The organism is Flavobacterium sp. UBA7680 (genome assembly GCF_002482975.1).
Taxonomy (GTDB): domain Bacteria; phylum Bacteroidota; class Bacteroidia; order Flavobacteriales; family Flavobacteriaceae; genus Flavobacterium.
Genome location: NZ_DLHA01000032.1, coordinates 371,495 through 395,681 on the forward strand (window position 1 = coordinate 371,495; position 24,187 = coordinate 395,681).

Annotated in this window: 12 protein-coding genes and 1 pseudogene; 4 read left to right on the forward strand and 9 right to left on the reverse strand. The window is 35.4% G+C overall.

Annotation, left to right across the window (positions count from 1 at the left end; translation table 11 throughout):
• Positions 1 to 36 precede the first annotated feature (36 nt).
• Both B3C18_RS15565 and B3C18_RS15570 read right to left on the reverse strand, forming a co-directional pair.
• Positions 37 to 966, reverse strand: a complete 930-nt coding sequence (locus tag B3C18_RS15565) for a FecR family protein (protein WP_291148436.1) — start codon at positions 964 to 966, stop codon at positions 37 to 39.
• Positions 967 to 1,049: 83 nt separating this feature from the next.
• Positions 1,050 to 1,574: an RNA polymerase sigma-70 factor gene (locus B3C18_RS15570; protein WP_291148439.1), complete on the reverse strand. Its 525-nt coding sequence runs from the start codon at positions 1,572 to 1,574 to the stop codon at positions 1,050 to 1,052.
• Between the two features lie 265 nt (positions 1,575 to 1,839).
• Here B3C18_RS15570 and B3C18_RS15575 point away from each other — a divergent pair, with 265 nt between their 5' ends.
• Positions 1,840 to 2,907, forward strand: a complete 1,068-nt coding sequence (locus B3C18_RS15575) for a phosphatidylinositol-specific phospholipase C1-like protein (RefSeq protein WP_291148441.1) — start codon at positions 1,840 to 1,842, stop codon at positions 2,905 to 2,907.
• A 319-nt stretch (positions 2,908 to 3,226) separates the two neighbouring features.
• On the opposite strand, the gene B3C18_RS15580 is transcribed toward B3C18_RS15575, so the two are convergent.
• Entirely contained in the window at positions 3,227 to 5,152 is a 1,926-nt protein-coding gene (locus B3C18_RS15580) for a metallophosphoesterase family protein (protein WP_291148444.1), read from the reverse strand.
• Between the two features lie 164 nt (positions 5,153 to 5,316).
• On the opposite strand from B3C18_RS15580, the gene B3C18_RS15585 reads away from it, so the two are divergent.
• The 3 genes and pseudogenes from B3C18_RS15585 to B3C18_RS15595 form a co-directional block, all read left to right on the forward strand.
• Positions 5,317 to 5,904 (forward strand): Crp/Fnr family transcriptional regulator, encoded by a 588-nt coding sequence (locus B3C18_RS15585; RefSeq protein ID WP_291148447.1) that lies wholly within the window; start codon positions 5,317 to 5,319, stop codon positions 5,902 to 5,904.
• A 90-nt stretch (positions 5,905 to 5,994) separates the two neighbouring features.
• The gene (locus B3C18_RS15590) at positions 5,995 to 6,156 is read left to right on the forward strand and encodes an NAD-dependent epimerase/dehydratase family protein (protein WP_291148449.1); all 162 of its coding nucleotides are present in this window, start codon (positions 5,995 to 5,997) and stop codon (positions 6,154 to 6,156) included.
• 27 nt (positions 6,157 to 6,183) lie between these two features.
• Positions 6,184 to 7,053: pseudogene (locus B3C18_RS15595) on the forward strand (SDR family oxidoreductase); the annotation flags it as partial.
• Positions 7,054 to 7,750: 697 nt separating this feature from the next.
• Here the strand turns inward: B3C18_RS15595 and B3C18_RS15600 are convergent.
• From B3C18_RS15600 to B3C18_RS15625, 6 genes are all read right to left on the reverse strand, one after another.
• On the reverse strand, positions 7,751 to 10,606 hold the full coding sequence (locus B3C18_RS15600) for an RICIN domain-containing protein (RefSeq protein WP_291148454.1): 2,856 nt from the start codon (positions 10,604 to 10,606) through the stop codon (positions 7,751 to 7,753).
• A 262-nt stretch (positions 10,607 to 10,868) separates the two neighbouring features.
• On the reverse strand, positions 10,869 to 12,509 hold the full coding sequence (locus tag B3C18_RS15605) for a glycosyl hydrolase family 18 protein (RefSeq protein WP_291148456.1): 1,641 nt from the start codon (positions 12,507 to 12,509) through the stop codon (positions 10,869 to 10,871).
• Between the two features lie 171 nt (positions 12,510 to 12,680).
• Positions 12,681 to 15,350 carry a beta-1,3-glucanase family protein gene (locus B3C18_RS15610; RefSeq protein WP_291148458.1) on the reverse strand — a complete coding sequence of 890 codons (2,670 nt, stop codon included), beginning with the start codon at positions 15,348 to 15,350 and terminating at the stop codon, positions 12,681 to 12,683.
• Between the two features lie 179 nt (positions 15,351 to 15,529).
• Positions 15,530 to 19,486 (reverse strand): family 16 glycosylhydrolase, encoded by a 3,957-nt coding sequence (locus B3C18_RS15615; RefSeq protein ID WP_291148460.1) that lies wholly within the window; start codon positions 19,484 to 19,486, stop codon positions 15,530 to 15,532.
• 530 nt (positions 19,487 to 20,016) lie between these two features.
• On the reverse strand, positions 20,017 to 22,947 hold the full coding sequence (locus B3C18_RS15620; protein WP_291148462.1) for a triple tyrosine motif-containing protein: 2,931 nt from the start codon (positions 22,945 to 22,947) through the stop codon (positions 20,017 to 20,019).
• Positions 22,948 to 23,521: 574 nt separating this feature from the next.
• On the reverse strand, positions 23,522 to 24,160 hold the full coding sequence (locus B3C18_RS15625) for an HAD family hydrolase (RefSeq protein ID WP_291148464.1): 639 nt from the start codon (positions 24,158 to 24,160) through the stop codon (positions 23,522 to 23,524).
• Between the last annotated feature and the right edge of the window lie 27 nt (positions 24,161 to 24,187).

Here is a 24,187-nt window from a genome sequence, read left to right on the forward strand (position 1 = left end):
AATGGCAGTTGTTCTCAGCAACTGCTTTTTTTGTTTTTAATCCACTTTTACTATTTCGTCATAAACTTTGAATTTTAGGTTTGTGATATAATTTATTTGTTCTAAAACATTCTCTAATGTTGCGTCTTTCTTAATAAATACCGTTAAAGGCATTGCTAATACTTGTTCATTATTGTATTGAAATGAAACTCCGTATTTATATTGTAAAATGGTGATAACGTGTTTAAGTGTAGTCTGATCCAGAGTCACATCTGTATTGTACCAATTGACCAAAAATGATTTATCAGCCAGTTGTTTGGTCAGTTTTTGTGATTGAAAAAGTGCTTCTTCATTTGGAACTAAATCAACGCTCTGCCCTTTTGAAGTCACATTTACTTTTCCGGTTACAACAATGACTTCACATTTTGATTTTGACATTTGAATGTGAAATGAAGTTCCCACAACTCTCGTTTTAAGCTCGCCCGAAGTGATGATGAAAGGATGTTTTTTGTCTTTGGCAATTTCAAAAAAGGCATTTCCTTTTAATAAAACGACTTTTCTTTCGTCGCCTTCGAATTTTTCAGGATACTGAAATGATGAGTTTGCTGCCAGATAAATTTTCGAGCCGTCACTTAATTTGATAGATTTGGGATTCGATGACGTTTTAAATGATAATTGTTTTTCTTTTGCAAAATCAGGCTTAAAGAAAAAACCTAAACCAGCAAGAAAAAGAATACTGGCAGCAGCCATATATTTTAGGTACGGATTGAAATTGAATGCTTTTTTATGTACAATTCGAAGTTGAATTCCGTCGTATATATTTTTAGAAACTTCAACAGAATTTCCCATTGAAGATTCATCCCATTTTGAATTTTGGTATTCGCTTAAAGCAAAATTATTCAGCAGATTTTCTTCTGCCTCTGAAGTTTTATTTCGAGAACTTTTATCTATAAGATATTCTAAACTATGCTTGATTCTTTTTATCATAATACTTATTGTTACCTATAAGTACCGAAAGTTTAAAATCGTACTATCCGGAAATATTATGAAACCATTAACAGAAAGTTATCTTAAAAATTTTGTTTAAAAAAGATAATTGGAGCTATCCAGACCAGATCTTTCAAGCCTTCACGTAATTTTTTTAATGCCGATGAAATTTGGTTTTTCACCGTTTGTTTTGAAATTCCAAGTTCTTCTGCAATTTGATCAATTGACATATCTTGAAATTTATACATTAATAAAACCTCTTTTCTTTTTTCAGGAAGTTGGTCTAATAAGGAATAAAGTAAATCCATTACTTCGGGATCGATTGACTGAAAGTTGTCGATAATGTAATCTTCAAATTTATCTTCCATAATCGTCTTGTCGAACCGATTATTTTGATAATGTTTGAAGATCTGATTTTTTACTGCTCTAAATAAATAAGGTTCGATTGCATTGATATTTAAATCGTCTTTTCGTTCCCATAAATCAATAAAAACATCCTGAACAATATTCTGCGCCAAGTCTTTATCCTGAGTCATCGTATAGGAGAAGGCATTGAGTTTCTGCCAGTAATCAGTATACGTTTTTTCAAAAATTTCAGGATTCTTCATTGGTTATTTTAATCGTATTAATTGATGTAAAATAAGGAAATGTTATACCAATAGTTTTTGCCTGAAAGTTATCTTTAAATTAAATTTTGAATTGTTTTGTTTTATTAATACTACGATTTTCGGGCAAAAATGATAATCGATTTGCTATTTCTTTTCGTTTAGCTAACACAAAAATTAAATTGCGGCGCTACATTAGTAATCTCTAAAATGCAATTCTCTCTTGCTGCGTCTCCATACTTTTTAATCCTAATTTCATCTAAAAATCATGAAACAAATTTTGTTTGCATTGCTTTTTGCCGGGACAGTACAATTGAGTCAAGCGCAAAATGAGAATTTAAAAATTAACCAGATACAAGTTATTGGTTCGCACAACAGTTATCGTCATAATATCGAACCTGACTTATTCAATTTCATTCAGGCCAAAGATACTACACGTTCGCTAAAAGGTTTACAATACACACACATCAGCCTTACAGATCAGTTAAATAAAGGTTTACGCCAATTAGAAATTGATGTTCAAGGGGATGCTCAAGGCGGAAAATTTGTACACCCAAAAGGTCTTGACATTGTAAAATCACAAGAAGCTTATGACCCAAATGGAGAAATGAAAAAACCGGGTTTTAAAGTTTTTCATATGATAGATATCGATTTTAGAACTTCTTGCTACACGCTTCAGGGCTGTCTTGCAGAACTAAAAAAATGGTCTGACGCAAATCCTGATCACGTTCCGGTTTTTATTACTTTAGAACCAAAAGACGATGACAGCTACTTGGGAACAAAAGCGGAGAAATTCACGTCTGAACTTTTTGATGCTTTAGATAAAGAACTTCGTAAAGGTTTAGGGAATAAGCTTATTACGCCAGATATGGTTCGTGGAAAATACAAAACGCTTGAAGAAGCGGTTTTAAACAATAACTGGCCAACACTGAAAAAAGCAAAAGGTAAATTCTTGTTTATTTTGGATAATAACGGAGCAAAAAGAGATTTATACGCTTTAAACCATCCGTCATTAAAAGGACGCGCGGTTTTCATCAACGCGGAGCCTGGGAAACCAGAAGCCGCAACAATATTCAGAAATAATCCTGAAGATGCTACAATTGCCGATTTAGTTAAAAAAGGCTACATTATAAGAACGAGAGCCGATGCTGATACCAAAGAAGCAAGAGCAAATGATTACACGCATTTCAACGCTGCAAAAACTTCAGGCGCGCAAATCATCACTACTGATTATTACCTGCCAAGTACTTTCTTTAATTCTCCTTATCAAATTAAATATGATGATGGGACTTTTGTGAGAGTTGATCCGGTTAACGGTACTCCTTCAGGGAAGTAGATTTAGTTTACAGTCGCAGTCACAGTTTTCAGGTTGTGGCTGTGATTTTTTTAACGCAAAGGGCGCAAAGGTTTTTCGCAAAGTTTGCAAAGCTTTTTTAAAGAAGATTTTATAAAAATCAAAGTTCACAAAGCTTTATCAATAACAGCTTTGTGAACTTAAGTTTATTAATAAACACTTACTAAAACCTTTGCAAACTTTGTGAAAAACCTTTGCGTACTTTGCGTTAAAAACTTTGTATGCGTTAAAAATATATACAAAACAACAAACCCGACAGGTTTTTTTAAAACCTGTCGGGTTTAGCTTTTACGGTTAAAAATTACTTTAAACTTTTAACTTCACCCGTTTTCAAATCAACTGTAAAATGATCCGCAGGAACTTCGTGCATGAATTTGTTAAAGATGTCAAGAAACAATTTCATTTGTTTTTGCAAAGGTTTAGAAGCTTCTTCTTTAGAATTCTCTAAATACAACTTCGATAAAACTTTATACGCTGCAACACGTTTTTCTCCAACATCAACTAGAGCCAATTCATCAGCGCTTCTAAAACGGTAAAAGTCAATTAAAAGATCATTTCCTGTCCAGTTAAAATCTTCTTTTTTTAGATTGTTTTGAGCTAAAATTTGTTCCGATTTCAATTCAGCTTCGTTCCATTCTTTTTGGAATTGTGATTTGTTTTTCAGAATAAAATCAAAATCTTTATCGGATTGAATATTCACCAAAACCAATAAATCATTAGCCGAAACATTCAGAATAAAATCCTTAAAAGCAGAAGGCCAGTCATCTGACAAAAATCTCAAACGAACCAATTCCTTCAAATGAAAATCGGTGAAATCGTGGTAATTTTTAGTTTTTAGAATATCGATATTCCAAATGTCTTTTGTGTTTTGACTTTGTAAAAACTGATATTCCATTTTATACAAATCAAAAAGATCATCAAATCCCTTAACCTCATCAATTGTAATAGTTTGAATATCTACCAGATTATCTTTTTTGATTGTCAATAATTTATAAGCCGGAATATAAGCTGCAAGCGACGGTGTTTGAATATTAACCAAAGTATTACCTTTTGCAGTTGTACGCAATCCTGTATCATTGATATGCATATGTCCGCCAAAATGAATCTTCAATCCCGCATCGGCAAAAACTTGCGCTACTTCTTCAACTGGAACGCGGTTTAGTTGCCATTTATTCGGACCTAATAATTCTTTTATTTCCGCGGAAGCGTCATCATTAAAATCAATCATTGGAAAATGACTGAAAGCAACCAAAGTTTTTCCGCGAAGTTTGGCTTCCGCCGAAATATCCTGAACCCATTTTATAAGGTGTTTTTTGTTTGATAGTACATTATTATAACCTGTACTTGCTTCAGAATAACTTTTAGAATCTTTTGGATCGCCATCGGTTTTCTTCGGAATATAAACGTTTCCGTCAATTGCCATTAACCAAAGTCCGTCGATTGGTTCCACAACATAACTTACATCCGGAACTTCAAATCCAGGCGCTACATTGTAAACTCTTTTGGTTAATTGTGAAGCTTCAACAGCTTTTTTGTAATTGTAGTTTTGAGAATTATAACTGGCAAAAGGAGTCGACCAGAATTTATATTTTTTATTCGGATAAAAACCGAAGTTTTGCAGATCATTGGTTATGCCTAAATAACCCATTTTAGCAATATCGGCTGTTATGACAACTGGCTGTTCGATATTCATGTTTGGCTTATACATGCCGTCTTTGCTAAAAATGGGTTGGCTTTTTCCTTCTTTTCCTAAAAAATCTTCTTTTCCCGATTCCTGAGCAAATGGTCCAACCGGATCATGATTTCCGGTCGTTATAAAAAATTCAATACCGTATTTTTTTTGGTACTGATCTAAAATTTTCTTCAATCCGCGCACGTGTATCGGCTGTCCGTCATCGGTGTAATCGCCAGGAAGTGCAACATATTTTATTTTTCTTTTTGCAATATCTTCAAGAGCCGCGATGAAGGCAAAATAATTTTCATTGAAAATTCTCGTCGAATGTAACTGCGAGGCCATCGTTCTTATTAACGCATATTTTCCGGTTTTGGTATTCAAAACACCTTTAAATTCATTATCAGAAAAGCTTCCAAACAAATCCTGAAGGTGAACGTCAGATAAAAATGCAACCTGAACGCCGTCTAAATTCTTTTGGTTTTGGGCTGAAATGGTGTGATTGAAGAATATTATAAAGAGTATAATTATTGGCGAAGTAAATTTTAAATTCATAGGTTGTAAGCTTTTGCAAAATGGGGAATTTATTAAAAGTAATAAGCAGCAATTTTATCAATTTAAAGATGAAATGAGTTTATGTTATTGTTATCGAATGATAATGTTTTGTAATTTTGATTAAATATGAGTCTGCAGATTCATATTTTTAAAATTAAATAAAGATGACAGAATATCAGGGTTTGATAAATCACCTGCTAAACAGAGTACAGCTTTCTGAAGAAGAACTTAATCAATTCATTTCTGAATTTAAAATTACAAAAGTTAAGAAAAGGCAATTTATAGTACAGCCCGATTTTACAGCAAAATATAGAAGTTATGTTGTAAAAGGTGCTTTACGAGCTTATGTTGTAAATGATGAAGGTCATGAACATACGATTGCTTTTGCAATTGAAGATTGGTGGATTTCAGATTACAATAGTTACATTTATCAACAGCCGGCAACAATGTTTGTTATGGCTTTAGAAGATTCTGTTTTACTGCAGATAGATTTTGAAACTGAAACAAAATTAAAAGAAGCGAATCCCAAATTTGAAACTTTTTTTCGCATAACTGCTGAACGTACTGCAGCTTTTTTTCAACGCCGAATCATTACAAATCTTACTTCTTCGGCAGAAAAGCGTTACGATAATTTTATTACTCAATTTCCTTTAATAGCAAAACGTATACCTCAATATGCGCTGGCTTCTTATTTAGGTATGTCGACAGAATTTCTTTCGAAAATACGAAATAACAGATTGAAAAAAAGTTAATCTAGTTCAACATTTTTTCATAATTTACTTCATTTTTAATCTTTTCGCACTGCCTGATCTTTGTAAAATAATTTTTAAATACAAAGAAAGATGAATGCAAACAAAAATACAGCACTTGTTGTAGGCGCTAATGGTGTTATAGGAAAAAATCTTATTGATTATCTTTTATCTACAGAAAATTGGGAAGTTATTGGTTTGTCTAGAAACAAAGGCAAAAACAGACCTAATCTAAAACATATTTCAGTTGATTAACTTGATGCTGAAAATAGCAAAAAACAGTTATCAGAGCTTAAAAATATTACTCATATATTTTATACTGCCTATCAGGATCGTCCATCATGGTCTGAGCTTGTTGAACCAAATCTTACAATGCTAAAAAATGTGGTCGAAACAATTGAACCATTATCTAAAAACTTACAGCATATTAGTTTAATGCAAGGATATAAAGTCTACGGAGCTCATCTGGGACCTTTTAAAACTCCTGCCAAAGAAACTGATGCAGGTCACATGCCTCCGGAATTCAACATTGATCAACAGCAATATTTAGAAAGAATGAAACAGGGCAAAAATTGGAATTGGAGTGCTATTCGACCATCTGTTGTTGGTGGTACAGCATTAGGAAATCCAATGAATCTGGCGCTTTTAATTGCCGTTTATGCCTCAATCTCTAAAGAACTAAATCTTCCACTTCGATTTCCCGGAAAGGCAGGGGCTTATGATAAACTTATGGAAATGACTGATGCAGGATTATTAGCAAAAGCAACCGTTTGGGCAGCTACAAATCCGCAATGTGCTAACCAGGCTTTTAATATTACTAATGGCGATTTATTTCGATGGACAGAACTTTGGCCTAAAATTGCTTCTTATTTTGATATTCCTGTTGCACCGCCGCTGCAAATGGAATTAAAAACGATCATGGCTGATAAAAATAATTTATGGCAAAACATGCAGAAAAAATACAATTTAGAAAAGCATGATTATGAAAAATTGGCCGGCTGGGGCTTTGGGGATTTTGTTTTTTCTTGGGATTATGATTTTTTCGCAGATGGAACCAAAGCAAGACGCTTGGGTTTTTATGAATTTATAGATACCGAAGAAATGTTTTTTAGTCTTTTTGATCAACTGCGTCAAGAAAAGGTTATTCCTTAATAAAAAAGGCTGTCATTTCTGTTTTTTTTTAACGCAAAGATCACAAAGATTTACGCTAAGTTCACGAAGATTTTTTAAGTAAGTTTTTAATAAGCTAAGATCAAAAAGCTTTACGAACTTCATTTAGCTGCGTTCAAAATATTATAAAATCTTAGCGTGCTTTGCGGAATTTTCGATTGATTAAAAAAAAAATGTAGTCCCTACGGGACAATTATATGGGAATCGCTTTTTTTCTACCGATATTTAACCTCTATCGAGGTAAACTTACTACAATTTAGAAAACTCCGTTAGGAGTTAAATATCGGTAGAAAAAAAATATGACCATCCAATATATTTGTCCCATAGGGACTACACTCTTAGCAATTACCGCATAAAAATCAAACGAATAATTTATTATAAAAAATGTAGTCCTTACGAGACAATTATATGGGAATCGCTTTTTTTCTACCGATATTTAACCTCTATCGAGGTAAACTTACTACAATATAGAAAACTCCGTTAGGAGTTAAATATCGGTAGAAAAAAATATGACCATCCAATATATTTGTCCCGTAGGGACTATACGATAAAGAGATTTACCAAACTAAAATCAAATATTGTTATCGAACAAATATTGACAAAAAAAAGGCTGTCATTACTGACAGCCTTTACATTAAAACCTAAAATTTAATGTATAAAACCATTATGGCGAAATGGATTATTTCTTTATAAAACGTTTTATTGCTTTTTCTCCATCTTTTTCAAAAACAACAAAATAAATTCCTTGTCTTAAATTCGAGACATTCAAACTATTATCATTGCTTTTTTGTGATGAAACTACAGAGCCTTGAGAATCTATTACTTTAACATTTCCTCCCGAAACATCTTTTGTAAAGAAAAGCGTTTCTGAAACCGGATTTGGATATACGTTAAATACAACATCTTTCACTTCATCGTCTATAACTGCCGACGGTGCTCCTGCTCCAACTTTTGTAATTCTGATCCAGTTGATGTTCATTCCTGTATTTTGAATATAGATTCCGAAATTATAGGTTCCGGCATTTACGTTTACGGTTTGCGTAACCGTCTGCCAGTTTTGCCATCCTCCTGTATTTGGAATATCAACATTTCCTAACAGAATAGTTCCTCCGTTTAAATCAGATGATAATCTTCCGCCTGTTACGGCACTTGCCACTCTGTATTCAATTAAATAAGAACCCGTTGTTGGGAAATTAATATTGTTATATGCTAGCCAGTCTCCTGTTTCGGTATAACCTACGTTTGAACCTCCGCCTGTATCTGTTGTAGCTTCAACCTGAATACCGCTCATTGCTGAATAATCTTCGGCCTGAATTAAACTAGAAGTCTGAGAAGTCGTTGTGGCAATTAATTTCCATTGTCCACAAGTTTGGTTGTTATTGTCCCATTGCTGAACATTGGCACCATTTGCAGTACTTGCTCCGGCAACCTCAACAATTCTTCCGCTGTGTCTGGCAACGATTTTATAAAAGCCATCGCCTGTAGAAACTAACACAAACTGTTGGTTTGTAGTTCCATTGTACGGATATTGCTCTACACTTACACCATTTGCTGTATTAAAACCATTTACGTCTAATGATTGTCCGCTGTGGTTGGCAATGATTTTGTATAAACCATCACCTAAATGTGTAAACGTAAATTTTTGATTGTTTCCTGTATTTGCAGTTCCTTGTTTGATACCTGCTCCGTTAGTTAAACTGGCGTTCCAAACATCCATATTTAGATTACTGTTTCGGTTTTGCAGGAAGAAAGTTTGATTTCCTAAAGTGGTAACTCCGTTTGCCAGAATTCGAATCGAACTTACTTTGTCATTCCAAGTTGTATTTAAACATGAATTATCAGAATTAATTACAGTTGAAGCTCCGGTAAAATTATCATCTTGGTATAAAATTGCCTGAAATCCCTGCGTAATTCTAAGCGACGAAATATCATCATTTAAAACCCCTAAAGAATTTAAACGTGCCAAATTATAATCACCAATAGTTAATCCGCCTGAGAAACCTGTATAATTACAATCTTTATAAACGGTAATTACATCTGTCGACGGATTAATATTTCCACCCGGTGGAATTGTTCCTGTAATCGAATAACTTCCGATAGAACCATAAGCCGAATATCCACCGCTTCCTGCATTTCCTGCTCCGTTTCCATCTACGCCGATAAAATATTTACCAGCCGGAAGATTTACATTCATTGAAGCATTTAAAACAAACGGATCAGAGTTCCAATACGTTCCCATTTCTGTTCCGGCAGAATTATATAATCTTAGCAAAAGATGCAGATTTCCGTCTCTTGAAACGGTGTTGGCATTTATAGAAACATTTCCACCGCCAGTTGTAAAAGTGAAGAAATCATAATCAGCTGCACTTGAAATAATTCCATTTCTTTGATTGATTGCTCCACTTGCATTATAATCTAAAGTGGCTGCAGAAGCAGTATTATCTCCATAATCGTCTCCGCGATATCCAACTCCAAATTTAGAACCTGCAATTGTCGCTACGTCATCTTGTAAATTATTAGCAAAATTGTATTCGCCTTTACTCCATTGTACAACAGGTCTGTAATATCCTGCACCCATAATTGGAGCCCACGAAGTTCCGTCTAAACCTACGAAATAATCTTCGGCAGGATTCGTACGTCCATCATGACCAAGGTCGAAAGTATGTCCAATTTCGTGAGAAGAAGCATCACCACCCGATTTTCCAGAAGTAATAAATACCCAGCAAGGCACATCATTATCCCAGTTAAAAGAACCAATGTAAGCTACACCACCCGCACCCGGAGCCGCAGTATTTGTTGGCGTTACTACAACTCTCATTCTTCTGTTTCTTGGGTAAGAATTAAAAACAGCTTCGCTTGTGGTTACATTTAGATTAAAAGGTCTGTAATCTTCTGAAACTACTTCCCAATGCTGCTGAACAGCTGCATCGCTCATTCCGGAAGCGGCAGCGTTAATCGCGTTACCGTTGTTCCAAAGATTTCCTGCGGGCATATAATAACCATCAAAATCTAATAAAACGCAGCCTGCAGCACCCGGTAAACTTTGAAGGTTTAGCAATGCCGGAGCAATTTCTGCCGCCGCTGTTGTTTTATTTGCTGCTTTTGATGGAAGATTTTTATAATCAATACAAACCAAAGTATTAATATCAACTTTAGAAACAAAAGCATTTCCTTGTGCATCAGAATAATATTTGTAAGCTTCTCTGGTTTTCTTTAAAATAATATGACCTTCAAGAGATTGGTCTTTTATTCTAATATAAAAAGAAGATTCTGCAACATTTTTAATTTCTCCAATTAAAAATTCACTTGACTGATCTGATTCTTTATAATTTATTTTTCCGTTAAAGTTTTTGGAATCGGCTGCCTGAAGCAGAATTGTTTTCTCTGGGCCTTTTGCAGTTGTTGAAGAAACTAATTCATTTTTTATTTTGTTCAAAAATGTTTTGCTCGAACCTAAAGAAGTCTGTGCCGTAGCAAAATATCCTAAAGAGATTATCAAGAGTAAACTTAACCGAAATCTGTAATTATTTTTCATATAATTGGGGTTAAAGGGGGTTACAATATAGATTGAGTGTTTTTTAATCACATAGAGACATAGATATCCTTATGGATAAAGGCTTTTTTACTTGGCATTAGCAATCATAGCGTTTGACGATCACTATGTGCAAAAACTAGTTTTTAAAAACCTCTTCCTTTAAAAGAAAAAATCTATGTATCTATGTGTATTAAAAAATATTCAATAATAAAAGCACTACTCTTCTCTGCCGAAACAAAGAAGAAATAGTGCTTTTGAAAACTTATTTTTTAATAAAACGTCTTACCGTTTTGATTCCATCTTTCTCTAATGAAATCAGGTAAATTCCTTTTTTCAAACCAGCAACATTGATACTGTTGTTGTTTACTGTTTGTGATGAAACTGTAGCTCCACCTTCAGAATTGATAACGCTTACATTTGCTCCAGAAACTTCTGAACTAAAGAAAAGTGTATCTTCTGTTGGGTTTGGATAAATGGTAACGCTTGCAATATCCGCAGAAGTTTCAGCAGCAGGAGCAACCGATTTTGCAGCTAAACCAGAAGCTGATTTCGTGATTCTAAACCAGTTTAAATTTACTCCAGAAGCTTGAATATAGATTCCGAAATTATACGTTCCGGCATTTACATTTACGGTTTGTGTAATCGTCTGCCAGTTTTGCCATCCTCCAGTATTTGGTACATTAACCGCACCAAGCTGAATTGTTCCTGCATTTAAATCAGATGATAATCTTGCTCCGTTAACGGCACTTGCAACTCTGTATTCAATTACATAATTACCAGATGTTGGAAAGTTAATATTGTAATATGCCATCCAGTCTCCTGTATCTGCATATCCAACATTTAAACCTCCGCCAGTATCTGTTGTAGCTTCTGTTTGAACACCGCTCATTGTATTATAACTTTCGGCTTGTATTAAAGTTCCTGTTCCAGGAGGATTACTTCCAGTAATTACCTGATTGATGGCTGTTAATAATGATTTAGAACCTGTTGCATCCTGAGATAATTCCCAAATCATAACTCCGCCTGCGTTTTGAATCGCAAAAGTTGTTTTTGCTTTGATTGTTGGAATTCCGTTATAGTAAATTGTATTTCCAACCTGATCCTGATTTTCTGCTCCCGGATATTGAGCTACGATATTCGCATAAGAAATTCCCTGATTTGCAGATGCTCCAAAACCATATCCGTAAAATGGTAATCCAATGATGGCTTTACTTGCAGGTAATCCTCTTCCTGTCCAGTAATTAAATTGGTTTACAGCCATGCTGTATGGAGAATGCTGTCCCGGATTATTTGGCTGCCATGGCCCAGTTGCATCGTATGCCATGATATTGATCCAGTCGTAAGCCGCAAAAGTAGATGCAGGTACATTTGCACCACCATATCCTTCTGAAAGCGCTGACGAAATCAATTTTCCATTGGCATGTAATTTATTCGCCAAGGCAATAACAAATCCGCCGTAATCGCCGTTAATTGCCGGACCTTCTAAATCTACGTCGATTCCGTCAAAATTGTGAGCGACCACATAGTCGTACAGCTTTTGAATAAAAGCGGTTCGGTTTCCCGGTGTAATTAAATTAAAATAATTGTCACGAATAGCACCTCCTTCAGAAATGGCACCTCCTCCAAGAGAAACAAAAACTTTAACGTTTTGAGCATGCGCAGTATTAATAATGGCATTATTTCCAGAATTAAAACTCAAATATCCGTTTGCATCAGGATTTTCGAACGCAATATTAATGTGCGTTAATTTACTGTACTGGATAGTTCCTGCTAAAGCATTTAGATCAACCCAGTTCGGGACATAAGCGATTACTTTTTTCTGCTGGGCCGTAGCTAAGTTAAAAACACCCAACACTAAGATAATAATGCATTTCTGCAGCATTCTTCGGTAATTGTTTTTCATAATAAATTGTTTAATAGATTAATAAAAATTTGTAAATATTGGGGGAAATGAAAAATTTTGGATTTCAAACTTCAGATTTTAGATTTGATCGCTGAGCAATCTAATTGGGTTAAACTAACTAACTCTCCCAAATTATTATCTAAAATCTAAAGCCTAAAATCGTTTTTAAAACTATTTTTTTATGAAACGTTTGATCGTCTGTTTGCCCTCTTTTTCAAAAACAATAAAATAGATTCCTTGTTTCAAATGCGAAACGTCAAAACTGTTATTATTGATTTTTTGAGATGCTACAGTAGACCCCGTTTGTGAATCGACTATTTTTACGCTTCCGCCAGAAAGATCTGTCGTTACATAAAGTGTATTTTCAACCGGACTTGGATAAACATTTAAAGCAATTTCTGCCGGTTCTTCTGCTGGTTGTACCGAAGCCGTTTTAGCAGCTGCACCCGCACCAACTTTAGTAATTTTAATCCAGTTGATGTTCATTCCGGTATTTTGAATGTAAATTCCGAAATTGTATGTTCCTGCATTTACATTTACCGTTTGCGAAACCGTTTGCCAGTTTTGCCATCCTCCTGTATTTGGAATATCAACATTTCCTAAAACAATTGTTCCTCCATTTAAATCAGATGATAATCTACCGCCTGTAACAGCGCTTGCTACTCTGTATTCAATTAAATAAGAACCAGTTGTTGGGAAATTGATGCTGTTATACGCTAACCAGTCACCTGTTTCTGTGTAACCTACATTTGAGCCTCCGCCTGTATCTGTAGTGGCTTCAACCTGAATTCCGCTCATTGCTGAATAATCTTCGGCCTGAATTAAAACAGAAGTCTGCGAACTTGTCGCCGGAACTAATTTCCATTGTCCGCAAGTTTGATTATTGTTATCCCATTGTTGTACAATTGCTCCAGAAGCTGTACTTGCTCCGGCAACCTCAACAATTCTACCGCTGTGTCTTGCTACAATTTTATAGAAACCATCGCCTGTAGAAACCAATACAAACTGCTGATTTGTTGTTGCATTGTATGGATATTGCTCTAAACGCGCACCGTTTGCTTTATTGAAATTATTGATGTCTAAAGACTGACTGCTGTGGTTGGCAATAATTTTGTACAATCCGTCGCCTAAATGTGTAAAGGTGAATTTCTGATTGTTTCCAGAATTCAACGCACCTTGATTAATTCCTGCTCCGTTAGATAAACTTGCATTCCAAACGTCCATATACAAACCGCTGTTTCTGTTTTGTAAAAAGAAAGTTTGGTTTCCTAAAGTTGTCGTTCCGTTTGCAAGGATTCTGATAGAAGTTACTTTATCGTTCCAAGTCGTATTTAAACAAGAATTATCAGAATTAATTACCGTTGAAGCTCCTGTAAAATTATCATCTTGGTATAAAATCGCCTGATAACCCTGCGTGATTTTTAATGAAGAAATATCATCATTTAAAACGCCTAAAGTATTTAAACGTGCTAAGTTATAATCTCCAATTGTTAATCCGCCAGAGAAACCTGTGTAGTTACAATCTTTATAAACCGTAATAACATCTGTTGAAGCCGGAACAGAAGGAACCGTTCCTGCATATCCTCCAAAAACAGCAATTACTTTTGTTGGCTGCGGCGAATGCAATGATGGCGACTGATCTGCAACGTCATCATAAGCAAATCCATACGCTAAATTATCAATGCTGATTCCCGGTAAATGCCAGAATTTAGAATAATGGTTTGTTGGGTTTACCTGATAAAATTTTGAAGCATCGTACCAGTTTTGCTGTCCCGGATTTGCTGTTGTAGTATTTACAACATGTCTGTTAATAGCAGCGGTTAATTGTGCCTGAATCACAAGATCTAAATCTCCGTCAACCAATCTTCTGTCGAGAACACCTTTTCCTTCAAGTGCTTCCTGAGTACTTGGTCTGTTTTGAACTCTTCCTGTACGGCCAACAAATCCTCCAGATTGTCCAACCATTTCTAGCTGTTCGCCAATAACTCTTCCTTTAAAAACTCCGGCGTCTCCGGCATAAAAGATTAAATCTTCATTTTTATATTTATTCCAGATCGCATCGATATACGATTTTAAATAATTGGCTTGCGGCCCAACTGTCGTTCCTCCTGTTCCATCTGCGAAAGCGGGAGTTTTTGACGGAGCTGTAATTTCACCTGTTGTATTGTTTACACAACCTTGAAATTCTGACGGAACATTTGCTTTAAAAGCAGCAACAATATCTGCGTGGTTTTTTAATTCCCCTACTTTCTTTTGATATCCGTTTGCGCCAAATAATTCCAATCCCATTGGATATTTATACGAATCTACTCTCGAAGGATTTCCGAAGAAACCATATTGATTGTTCGTTAATTCGATTATTTCATATAAAATTCCCTGATTTGGATCTGTTGCATTCAACGGATTTGGCGATGTATATCCCGAAGGAGCTCCATTGGCACCAAAAAAGTAAAAATACAACTGCGAACCTTTAGAAATAAAAACCCTGCAGCCTGCAATTAAAGGCAGTGTGAAAGTTTTATTTGGAATTTCGCTCAGCTTGGTAAAACAAGCTGCGTATTTTGAATTTTGTCCCGGTCCGGTATTTCCGCCAATTGTTGGTCCCGTAACGGTATTATAAGATGAACTCATTGGTAAAACCTGACTTGTTTTGGCATTTACCCAAACATGGTTTCCGGTGGTATAATCGATACCAACAATAGCTACATACAATTCATTATCGTTAAATGTAGAAGTATTACTAATCGTAAAAGGAATGGCTCCCTGCCCGAACATAAAATTTGAAAACACCAGAAACAGTGCTGTCAGTAGTGAAAATCTTTGAAGTTTATTTTTTTTCATATCTAAATAATTGTGGGGTTTATGTAAATAGATTCTAAACTGAAGTCATCTTATAAATAATGACTTTTTAATCATCCGTCAGGTGCAATTATTTGGTGCTATCCATTTAAATTTAATTCCAGCTTACAATTGAATGAGAGGGTTTATTTTAAAACAAACTACACCCAACGGATTTTTAATTATTTCTTAATTAGCTTTTTTGTCCAGCTTTTTTGATCTGATTTGAAATTCAGTATATAAATTCCTTTTGTCAGTCTGCTCAAATCAATTACGCTTTCACTTGCTTCTTTCTCCGGTTTATTCTGAAGAACCAGCGTTCCTGAATTGTTATAAATCGTAATGATTTTGTTGTCTAAATTTTCAGGAATTGCAACTTGAATATAGTTACTAGCCGGATTTGGATAGATGGCAAAAACAACACTTTCAGGCGTACTTTCTTCAACTATAACATTCGCTTTTTTAGCTGCCGAAGCAGATCCGTACGCTTCGATTTCATATAATGAATATCCGTAAGGAGCCAAAGCTTTTGTTGTACATAAAATACGCAGGTATCTTCCAGTTCCGCTTACGGTTAAATCATCCGTACCTCCGTCGCTGGCAGTTTGTGTATTGATAGTTTCGTTTTCGGTAAAAACATTATCTGTAGAAAGCTGAACTTTGTATTGCGTTGCAAAAGCTGCTTCCCATTTCAATACTACACGATTCAGGTTGTAATTACTTCCTAAATCAACATAAATCCATTCCGTAGCATTAGCAAAAGAACTTGCCCATCTTGAAACTGTTCCGTCTCCATCAGTAGCTTTTCCTGCTGCTAAAGTTGGATTTTCTTCTGTAGAAGCTGTAGCCGTTTTTGACAGAGCTAAATTTACATTTGGATTTGCTGTAATATTTCTAACAATAACATCACTGAAAACTCCCGTTCCTAAAGTTCCGTTTGCGTGAGATGTAACCGCCATTCCAACATAAATGGTATTCGCCATTGTAATTGTTTTTGGAGTTCCAAGTTGTGTCCACGTTGTACCATTATCAGATGTATAAGAAGTAAATACATTTCCTGCACGTACCATACGAACCCATTTTGGCGCTGTTCCCGCGGCAACATCTGCAACCGTTACTCCCGAAGTAGCATTTCTTGATAAAAACTCAACGCCTGCAGCCGGTGTAACATCTGTCATAACATGTTTAGAAGTTGCTGTAAGTGTTTCTCTAAACATTACTCCCGCTTTTGCGTATGTATTCGTATTGGTTAATGAATTTACTTTGGCAATAATTTCGGCATCACCAGTAATGGATTGATTTACAAATTGAAATTGATCGCTGGTTTCCCAAATATCAGTTCCTGAACCTTTTATAGTGAAAGTTCCGCTAGAATGTGTGGCTTCTCCCGCTGGTGTTACCGCACCTAAATCTGTACTAACCCACGGTGCAGGTAATCCAACTGGAGTTTCTGTTGAAACTAAATTTAAAGCTCTTAAATTATCAAAATAATACGTGTTTCCAGAATTTGTTCCCGGCTCATATAAGAAAACAAAACGGTTTACTTCGCTGTCTAAAGTCGAAGCATCTGGTGTGCTTACATATGTAAAAGTTACGGTATGCCAAGTATTGGTTTGTTTTACAACTCCCTGATAAATACTGTGTCTTCCTACCGGATAATTTGACGGAACCGAAGCACTGCTTTCTGCCTGCCATGAAATAACAGATCCAACCGGAGCAGAGGTATATACATCCATTGCGAATTTTTTAGTTCCCGCTTTAAAGTCTCCAATATTGGTTAAAGTTGTATTAAATGAGAAATTATCATATAATTCTGTAGACTTACGAACATATCTTCCAACGTTTGAAGATGTATTAATTCCTGTCGCACTTGGATTTGCTACGTTTGCTGTATAAGTTCCGATAGCATCTCTAAATGTAATATTGTGAACAGTTTGATAATCTTCGTAAACAACTCCAGGCGTAAATGTATCTGGAAGTTTTGTTGCTCCAATTCTGATATTATCAAAATAATAGGTATCGCTTGTAAAAGAACCTGAGTTAAACAATAAAACCATTTGGTTTACTGCCAAATTCGAAGTTCCTGCATCTGGACTTGAATTGAAATAAAAAGTCAAGGTTTCCCATTGGTTTTGTTTCGTTGTAATCGCAACGTAATTACTGTTTCTTCCCGTTGGGTAATTTGCCGGAAGCGATGTTGCACTGTTTTCTAAATTCAAACTTACAACCGTACCAATTGGTGCCGATGTATACACATCGATCATGATTTTATTTGTCTGATTTTTTAGTAAACCAGCATCTTCGATCGTGCTTTGTGTATTAAAGAAAAGTACATCGTATTGTTCGGTTACGTTTCTAACATATCTCGCGACATTTGCCGACGAGTTAACAGCGTTTGAACCCGGATTTGCTACTACAGAATAGGTTCCTGTTGTAGTTCCTTTTATAATTTTGTTGATGCCGTCGTAATTCTGCAATACGTCTGTGGCAACAATTGGTTTTTCTGGTGTAGCTCTTGTCAACAGGTTATCAAAATAATAGGTTGCTCCAGAATTTGAATTGGATTCAAAAAGTAAAGCCACATTATTAATGGTTAAAGCACTTGTATTGGCATCGATAATTTTTTCGAATTCAAATTCAATCGTTTCCCATTTGTTCTGAACCGTTGTAGTTGCTTTGTAACCGCTGTGTCTTCCTAACGGATAATTTGTCGCTGTGGTTACATTGCTATTTTCTAACTGCAATGAAACTTTGGTTCCAACCGGAGCCGAAGTATACAAATCAAAAGAAATTCTTTTTCTTCCGTATACATAATCATTGGCGTTGCTGATTACTACGTTTTTGATATTGAAAACATCGTACAATTCAGAAGAATTACGAACATATCTTCCTACCAAAGCCGAAGTATTAATTCCGGTTGCAGAAGGATTTGCTACAGCTTCTGTCAAAACTCCCGTTTTGTTTCCGTAAACAACATTTCTGTTCGTTTGAAAATCTTCCTGAATTTTCTCTACAGGAATTGCAGGTTCTGTCGCTACAGCCAGTTTATACGTATTTGCCGTACAGCCAGAAGTTGTTGCCGTTACCGAAACATCTCCGCCTGCAGTTCCCCAATTTACTGTTGCAGCATTTGTTCCCTGCCCAGCCGTAATTGTTGCTCCCGCAGGAACAGTCCAATTGTACGTTGCGCCAGTAATAGCATTTATAGAATACGTTTTACCTGTTTCGTTTTGATACACTTTTGCATCTCCGGCAACACCATATTTATAACTTCCGTCATAAACACGAACATAATCTACCTGTAATTTTGCAGGGAAATCAGCCGGAACTGGTGCTACTCCTGCGCCATTTACACTTGTATAAGGCGTTCCTGCGCTACCAACAGCCAGATTTAAAATGATATAAAACTGATTATCGTTAAAAGGCCATCCGCCGTTTACAGTAGTATTTGGAGTTGCGGTGTGAAATAAAACATCATCAACATACCATTTAATAAAGTTTGGTCCCCATTCTACCGCATACACGTGAAAGTCTGTAGATAAATCCGTTGGAGAACTATAGCTTCTACCCGTATAATGATATCCGTTTCCATCATAATGAATCGTTCCGTCTACAGATTGTGGGTTTCTGTGTTTGGCTTCCATGATATCAATTTCACCTGTATACGGCCAGTTTCCTCCTACCGGAAGCATCCAGAACGCAGGCCATGCACCTTGTCCGTTTGATAACTTCATGCGGGCTTCAACTCTACCGTATTTAAGGGAATATTTTCCTTCTGTAGTTAATTTTGAAGAAGCGTAAGGCTGATCAGGAAATGCGCCATTAGGCTCATATTTTGCCTGAATGTTCAAATAACTGTTTGCTCCTTCTTTTACAATTGTCGCCTGATTTGGGTCGTAACGCTGGGCCTCAGCATTTCCGAATCCGCAAAGTGCCGGACAACCGTTTCCTGAAATACTCTGCCACTTGGTTAGGTCGACAGTAGTACCGTTAAATTCATCAGACCAAACCAATGTTTTACATTGTGCCTGGACTTTCAAAATTGGCAAAAGCACAAATATAGCTATGGCCAAAAATCGTTTAAAATAATAGAAATTGTCTTTCGGTGGTCGGCCGAAAAAAGCGTCATTTTGATTCATTTTTTTTAGTTTTTTGTTAGTAAAGTTTATTACCGCTACAAAAACCTATTTTGCAGAAATGGGTTCTTATTTTAATAATAATCCCACAATATTAACAAATAAATCAGGCTACACTTACATTTTTGAGTACGGTTTGACTACGGTGATTTAAAAAAAATGAAGAAAAAACGCGTAAAACTACTTAGGATATTACTTACGAGATGAAATCCCGTTTTTTAGAAGTTATTCTTAATCGTAAAAGCTGCTAGAGATTTTAAAAACGTGAAAAAATTTAAACACATAGAAACATAGATTTTCTTCTTGCTTCTTATTTGAGATTATAAAAAAAGCTCGCTTTCACACATAGCTATGTTTACTTAAACTAGTGAAACGCCTTTTTTATAGACAAAGCAAAACTATGTCCCTATGTGTTTAAATATCATCTTGAAATTTAAAGCTTTCTTTCACACATAGCTATGTTTGTTTAAACTAGTGAAACGCCTTTATTATAGACAAAGCAAAACTATGTTCCTATGTGTTTAAATTATCGTCTAGAAATTTAAAATGAATTCTGTGATATTTGCATCAGATGGAAGCTGTAATTTTTTTCGAATTCTATATCGGGTATCTTCAACTCCACGAACAGAAATTCCCAAAAGCGGAGCAATTTCTTTTGTATTAAAGTTCATTCTCAGATACGCACATAATCGCATATCACGTGGAGTCAATTCCGGATAAGTTGTTTTCATCCTCTGCATAAAATTATCATGCAATTGATTGAAGATTTCCTCAAATTCGTTCCAATGTTTATCGCCCTGCAATTCGTGATCGATCAATTTGTTTATTTTGGTCAATAAACTAAAGTTCACATTGGCATCGTTTTTCTTATCCATCTGCCCGATTAATTCTTTTATAGAAAGCAGAATTTCATTTAAATGAATAAGGTTCACGGTATTCGAAGCTACTTTGGCATTTTTAAGATTTATCGTAGTTTGAAGATTTTCATGAACAATAGCCATATTTTCCTGTTCCAATGTCAATCGCTGTTCGTTAAGTTCGGCACGGCTTCGAAGCAGTTCCTTTTCCTGATTCAGTATCAATTGCTGGCGATCGCGTTCTGCCAGAGATTTTTGATATCTAACAATAAAATAAATGACAACACTATATAGTATTAAATACAAAATATAAGCCCAGATTGTTCGGTACCAAGGCGGTAAAACTTCAAAACGGAAAACCGCTTCTTCGCTTACCATATCATAAATGTTTTTTGCCCTAACATGAAATACATATTCATTTTCAGGTAAGTTCGTATATTCTTTTTCCGTCTGAAGGCTGTATTCTGACCATTTTGGTTCAAAACCTTCCAGCCAGTATTCATATTTTGTAGCATCAGCTTCGTCATAAAAAAGTGATGAAAAAGAAAAATGAAGCGCATTATGCGAATGCGATAAAACATTTGAAATTTCTTCGCACGCTTCTTTTGTTTTATTTGGAAGCACATCAAATCGGCTTGAAAATAACAGACTGTCTTTAGGAAAAATACATTTAACCTCTGAAATTACCGCTTTGTATTTCGTTTGATATTGCTTGTTTTTAATGGTATTATAATGAATTAAACCATCCTGCGTACCAAAAAACACATCGCCGCTGGCTGTAGTTTGAATATTCTCAAAACCCGGAACGTATAAATAACGAAGTTTTCTAAAAGGCAATTCTTCAACTTCAAAACTTCCATTTGAGTTCTTAGTTATTTTTCCGGTATTTTCTCCAGAAACGTACCAGATATTATCCTGATTATCCGATTTTAATAAACGAATATGATTTTCCATTCCAAGATATTTCTTAAAAACGGGTTCGGGAATCATTTTCTTCGAATGCGAATCTTGTTTATAAACTCCTTTTGTTGTTCCAAAAAGAATTTGATTGTCAATTTTAAAAGTATTCAAAAACAAACTCGACGGAAAACCATTCTTCTGATTGTAAAACTCCACTTTTGAAACCGCATCGAATGTTTTATTAAACTGAATTTTATAAATTCCTTTGTAACCGTGAGCAACCCAGAAATCGCCGTTTTTATCGGTTTCGATAACACGGCTGCTTTCTTCAAAACCTTTTATTTTATTTTGATAAACCCACGTATTATTTGTTTTTTTGAGAAGATACATTCCGTTATAACCGCCAACAATTAGTAAATCCGGATGATTAGGAACTAATATTCCTTTCCACGCTCCATCTGTTTTTGCCACTAATTTTGCCGAATTACCGGAAACCTCAAAGATTCCGTTTTTTTCGAAAGCCAAAAGTGAACTTCCAAAAACGCCAATATTCCAGACATTTTCAGACATTCCTGAAACGTGCTGAAAGTTTGCATTTTCATGTTTTCCGTTTTTATACGAAAGCCAATCCATCCAAAACAAACCGTTATCTGTAGCGATATATAATTTGTCCTGATAAATCTGGCTGCAGTATATTTTGGTTTCTGAATTTGAAGTATCTAAAACTCTGGATAATGGCGATGAAATCTGAATAAGCGAAATTCCTTCCTTAAGTGTAACCCATAAATTACCTTCTTTATCAACCTTTAAATTGGTTACATAATCGTTTTGCAAACCCATTTGTTTGTTGATATGCTGAATCAAACGTCCCAAACCATCTATGACTATCAACCCCGATTGTCGGGTTCCAATTCCGAAATATCCATCAGAAAGCTGAATCCCTGTAGAAATTTGATTTTGCTTTAAAACATTATCTGCTTCTGTAACAAATGGCTTTAGCTGATTATCTTTAAAAGTAAAAAGTCCGTTTTTTTGTGTCAATACTAAAAGTCCGTTTTTAGTTTCAAAGATTTTTCTAATCTTCATTCCGGCAAATTGATCACTGTTTGTAATCGCCGTTAATGCATTGTTTTTTAACTGAAGTAAACCTTTTGCATTATCTAAAACATAGATTTCCTTATTGACTTCAAAGAAATCATCAAGTTTCGCGTTAGACTTTACAACCTTGATTTTATTGTTCTTGTAGATAAAAATTTCTTCATAAGAGAAAAAAATCACTTCATTATTTAGGATAACGGTATGCACCACATCACCAAAATTTCGCGCGGATTCTGGAAGTAATTTTACTAAAGAGGTGTATTGATATTGTCCGTTTGGCAATTGAATAGCATAACCAAAATCGCCCTGTGCGCCCACATACATTTTGTCTTTTTTATCGATGGCAAGCGAACGAACCATACTCTTGTTTTCGGGCTGCGTTACAATGCTCCAGCGAACACCATCAAACTGCATGATCCCGAAGTGATTGGCAAAAAACATCATTCCCTTAGAATCCTGTAAAACATCCCAGTTTTCTGAAGCGGCTTTATACGTTTTCGGATTATAATTGGTTATAAATGGAACTCCAATTTTTTTAATCTGCGCCTTTACAATTGGAGGAACGAGTATTATCGATAAAACTAAAATTCTAATTATACATTTCGTCATTTTGTTTCTGTCTGTAGGTTATTGTGTGATTTTTGGGAATCACATTTTAGGAAATTGACTCTTGGGGAAAGCCATTTTCCAGGCAAAAAACATTCATTTTTTAAATGTATCAATAACAATTATTCATTATTATCAAACCAAAATAGAGAATGTCGAAATTCAAATATATAAAAATTTATTTTAATGCAACAAATTACAATTTAACCAAACAAATTAGTAATTGTAAGATTAAATTTTAAAATCTAAGTCTTGTCATTGCGAGGAACGAAGCATCCACACTAACAAAGATCACTAATTGATTTAGCACGTGAGATTGCTTCGTTCCTCGCAATGACCAATCTTTGTCGATCTACGAGTGCGATTCCTCGTTCCTCGGAATGACACGATTGCGGATATGCTTTGTGTGCCTTCTCCCGAAGCCTCGGGATTGCTCAGGCTGACAACTTAAATAACTTAATCTCCCGCCATGTCAGGCTGAGCGAAGTCGAAGCCCCGCCCTGTGACTAAACCCGACAGGTTTTAAAAACCTGTCGGGTTTAACGGGACTTTAAATCTAAAATCTGAATTCTAAAATCTAAAATTCCAACATCTCACTCAACTCCTCATAACTATGAAATAGAACCGCGCCCTCTTCTTTTAAATCATCATTGTTATAACCATTGGCAAAACCGTACACTTTAAAACCACCGCTTACGCCCGCTTTTACACCCGCTTTGCTATCTTCTAAAACAACACATTTTTTTACATCAAAACCCATTTCTTTGGCAGCAAATAAAAAGATTCCCGGATCTGGTTTCCAACTGCTGATTTGATAGGAACTGAATATTTTATTTTCGAATTTATCCAATAAACCAGCCACTTCAAGATTCAATCTGATTTTATCGACTGGCCCGCTCGAAGCCACGCAATACGGAATCTTTAATTTTTCGATAAAGGAAACTACGCCTTCCATTGGTTTTACCTGCGTTTTGAAAGCTTCGAAACTTTTTTGGCGGTAATCTGACTCAAAAGATTCGGGAAGTTTTTGATCGATAGCTTCTTCAATATGTCGGAAACAATCTTTTAAATTGCGGCCGTTAAAATTGCGGTAAGCATCTTCAAGTTCCATTTCAAAACCATGTTCTGCCGCCATTTCGAGCAAAATTCCGTTACCAATTTTTTCTGTATCTACTAAAACTCCATCACAATCGAAAATAATACCTTTAACTTCCATATCTAATTTTAAACTTTTAATTAATCT

Coding starts and splice junctions, on each gene's coding strand:
- B3C18_RS15620 (WP_291148462.1), bottom strand. CDS start 22,947: ATGACGAAATGTATAATTAGAATTTTAGTTTTATCGATAATACTCGTT.
- B3C18_RS15590 (WP_291148449.1), top strand. CDS start 5,995: ATGAATGCAAACAAAAATACAGCACTTGTTGTAGGCGCTAATGGTGTT.
- B3C18_RS15605 (WP_291148456.1), bottom strand. CDS start 12,509: ATGAAAAACAATTACCGAAGAATGCTGCAGAAATGCATTATTATCTTA.
- B3C18_RS15610 (WP_291148458.1), bottom strand. CDS start 15,350: ATGAAAAAAAATAAACTTCAAAGATTTTCACTACTGACAGCACTGTTT.
- B3C18_RS15585 (WP_291148447.1), top strand. CDS start 5,317: ATGACAGAATATCAGGGTTTGATAAATCACCTGCTAAACAGAGTACAG.
- B3C18_RS15565 (WP_291148436.1), bottom strand. CDS start 966: ATGATAAAAAGAATCAAGCATAGTTTAGAATATCTTATAGATAAAAGT.
- B3C18_RS15575 (WP_291148441.1), top strand. CDS start 1,840: ATGAAACAAATTTTGTTTGCATTGCTTTTTGCCGGGACAGTACAATTG.
- B3C18_RS15570 (WP_291148439.1), bottom strand. CDS start 1,574: ATGAAGAATCCTGAAATTTTTGAAAAAACGTATACTGATTACTGGCAG.
- B3C18_RS15600 (WP_291148454.1), bottom strand. CDS start 10,606: ATGAAAAATAATTACAGATTTCGGTTAAGTTTACTCTTGATAATCTCT.
- B3C18_RS15615 (WP_291148460.1), bottom strand. CDS start 19,486: ATGAATCAAAATGACGCTTTTTTCGGCCGACCACCGAAAGACAATTTC.
- B3C18_RS15625 (WP_291148464.1), bottom strand. CDS start 24,160: ATGGAAGTTAAAGGTATTATTTTCGATTGTGATGGAGTTTTAGTAGAT.
- B3C18_RS15580 (WP_291148444.1), bottom strand. CDS start 5,152: ATGAATTTAAAATTTACTTCGCCAATAATTATACTCTTTATAATATTC.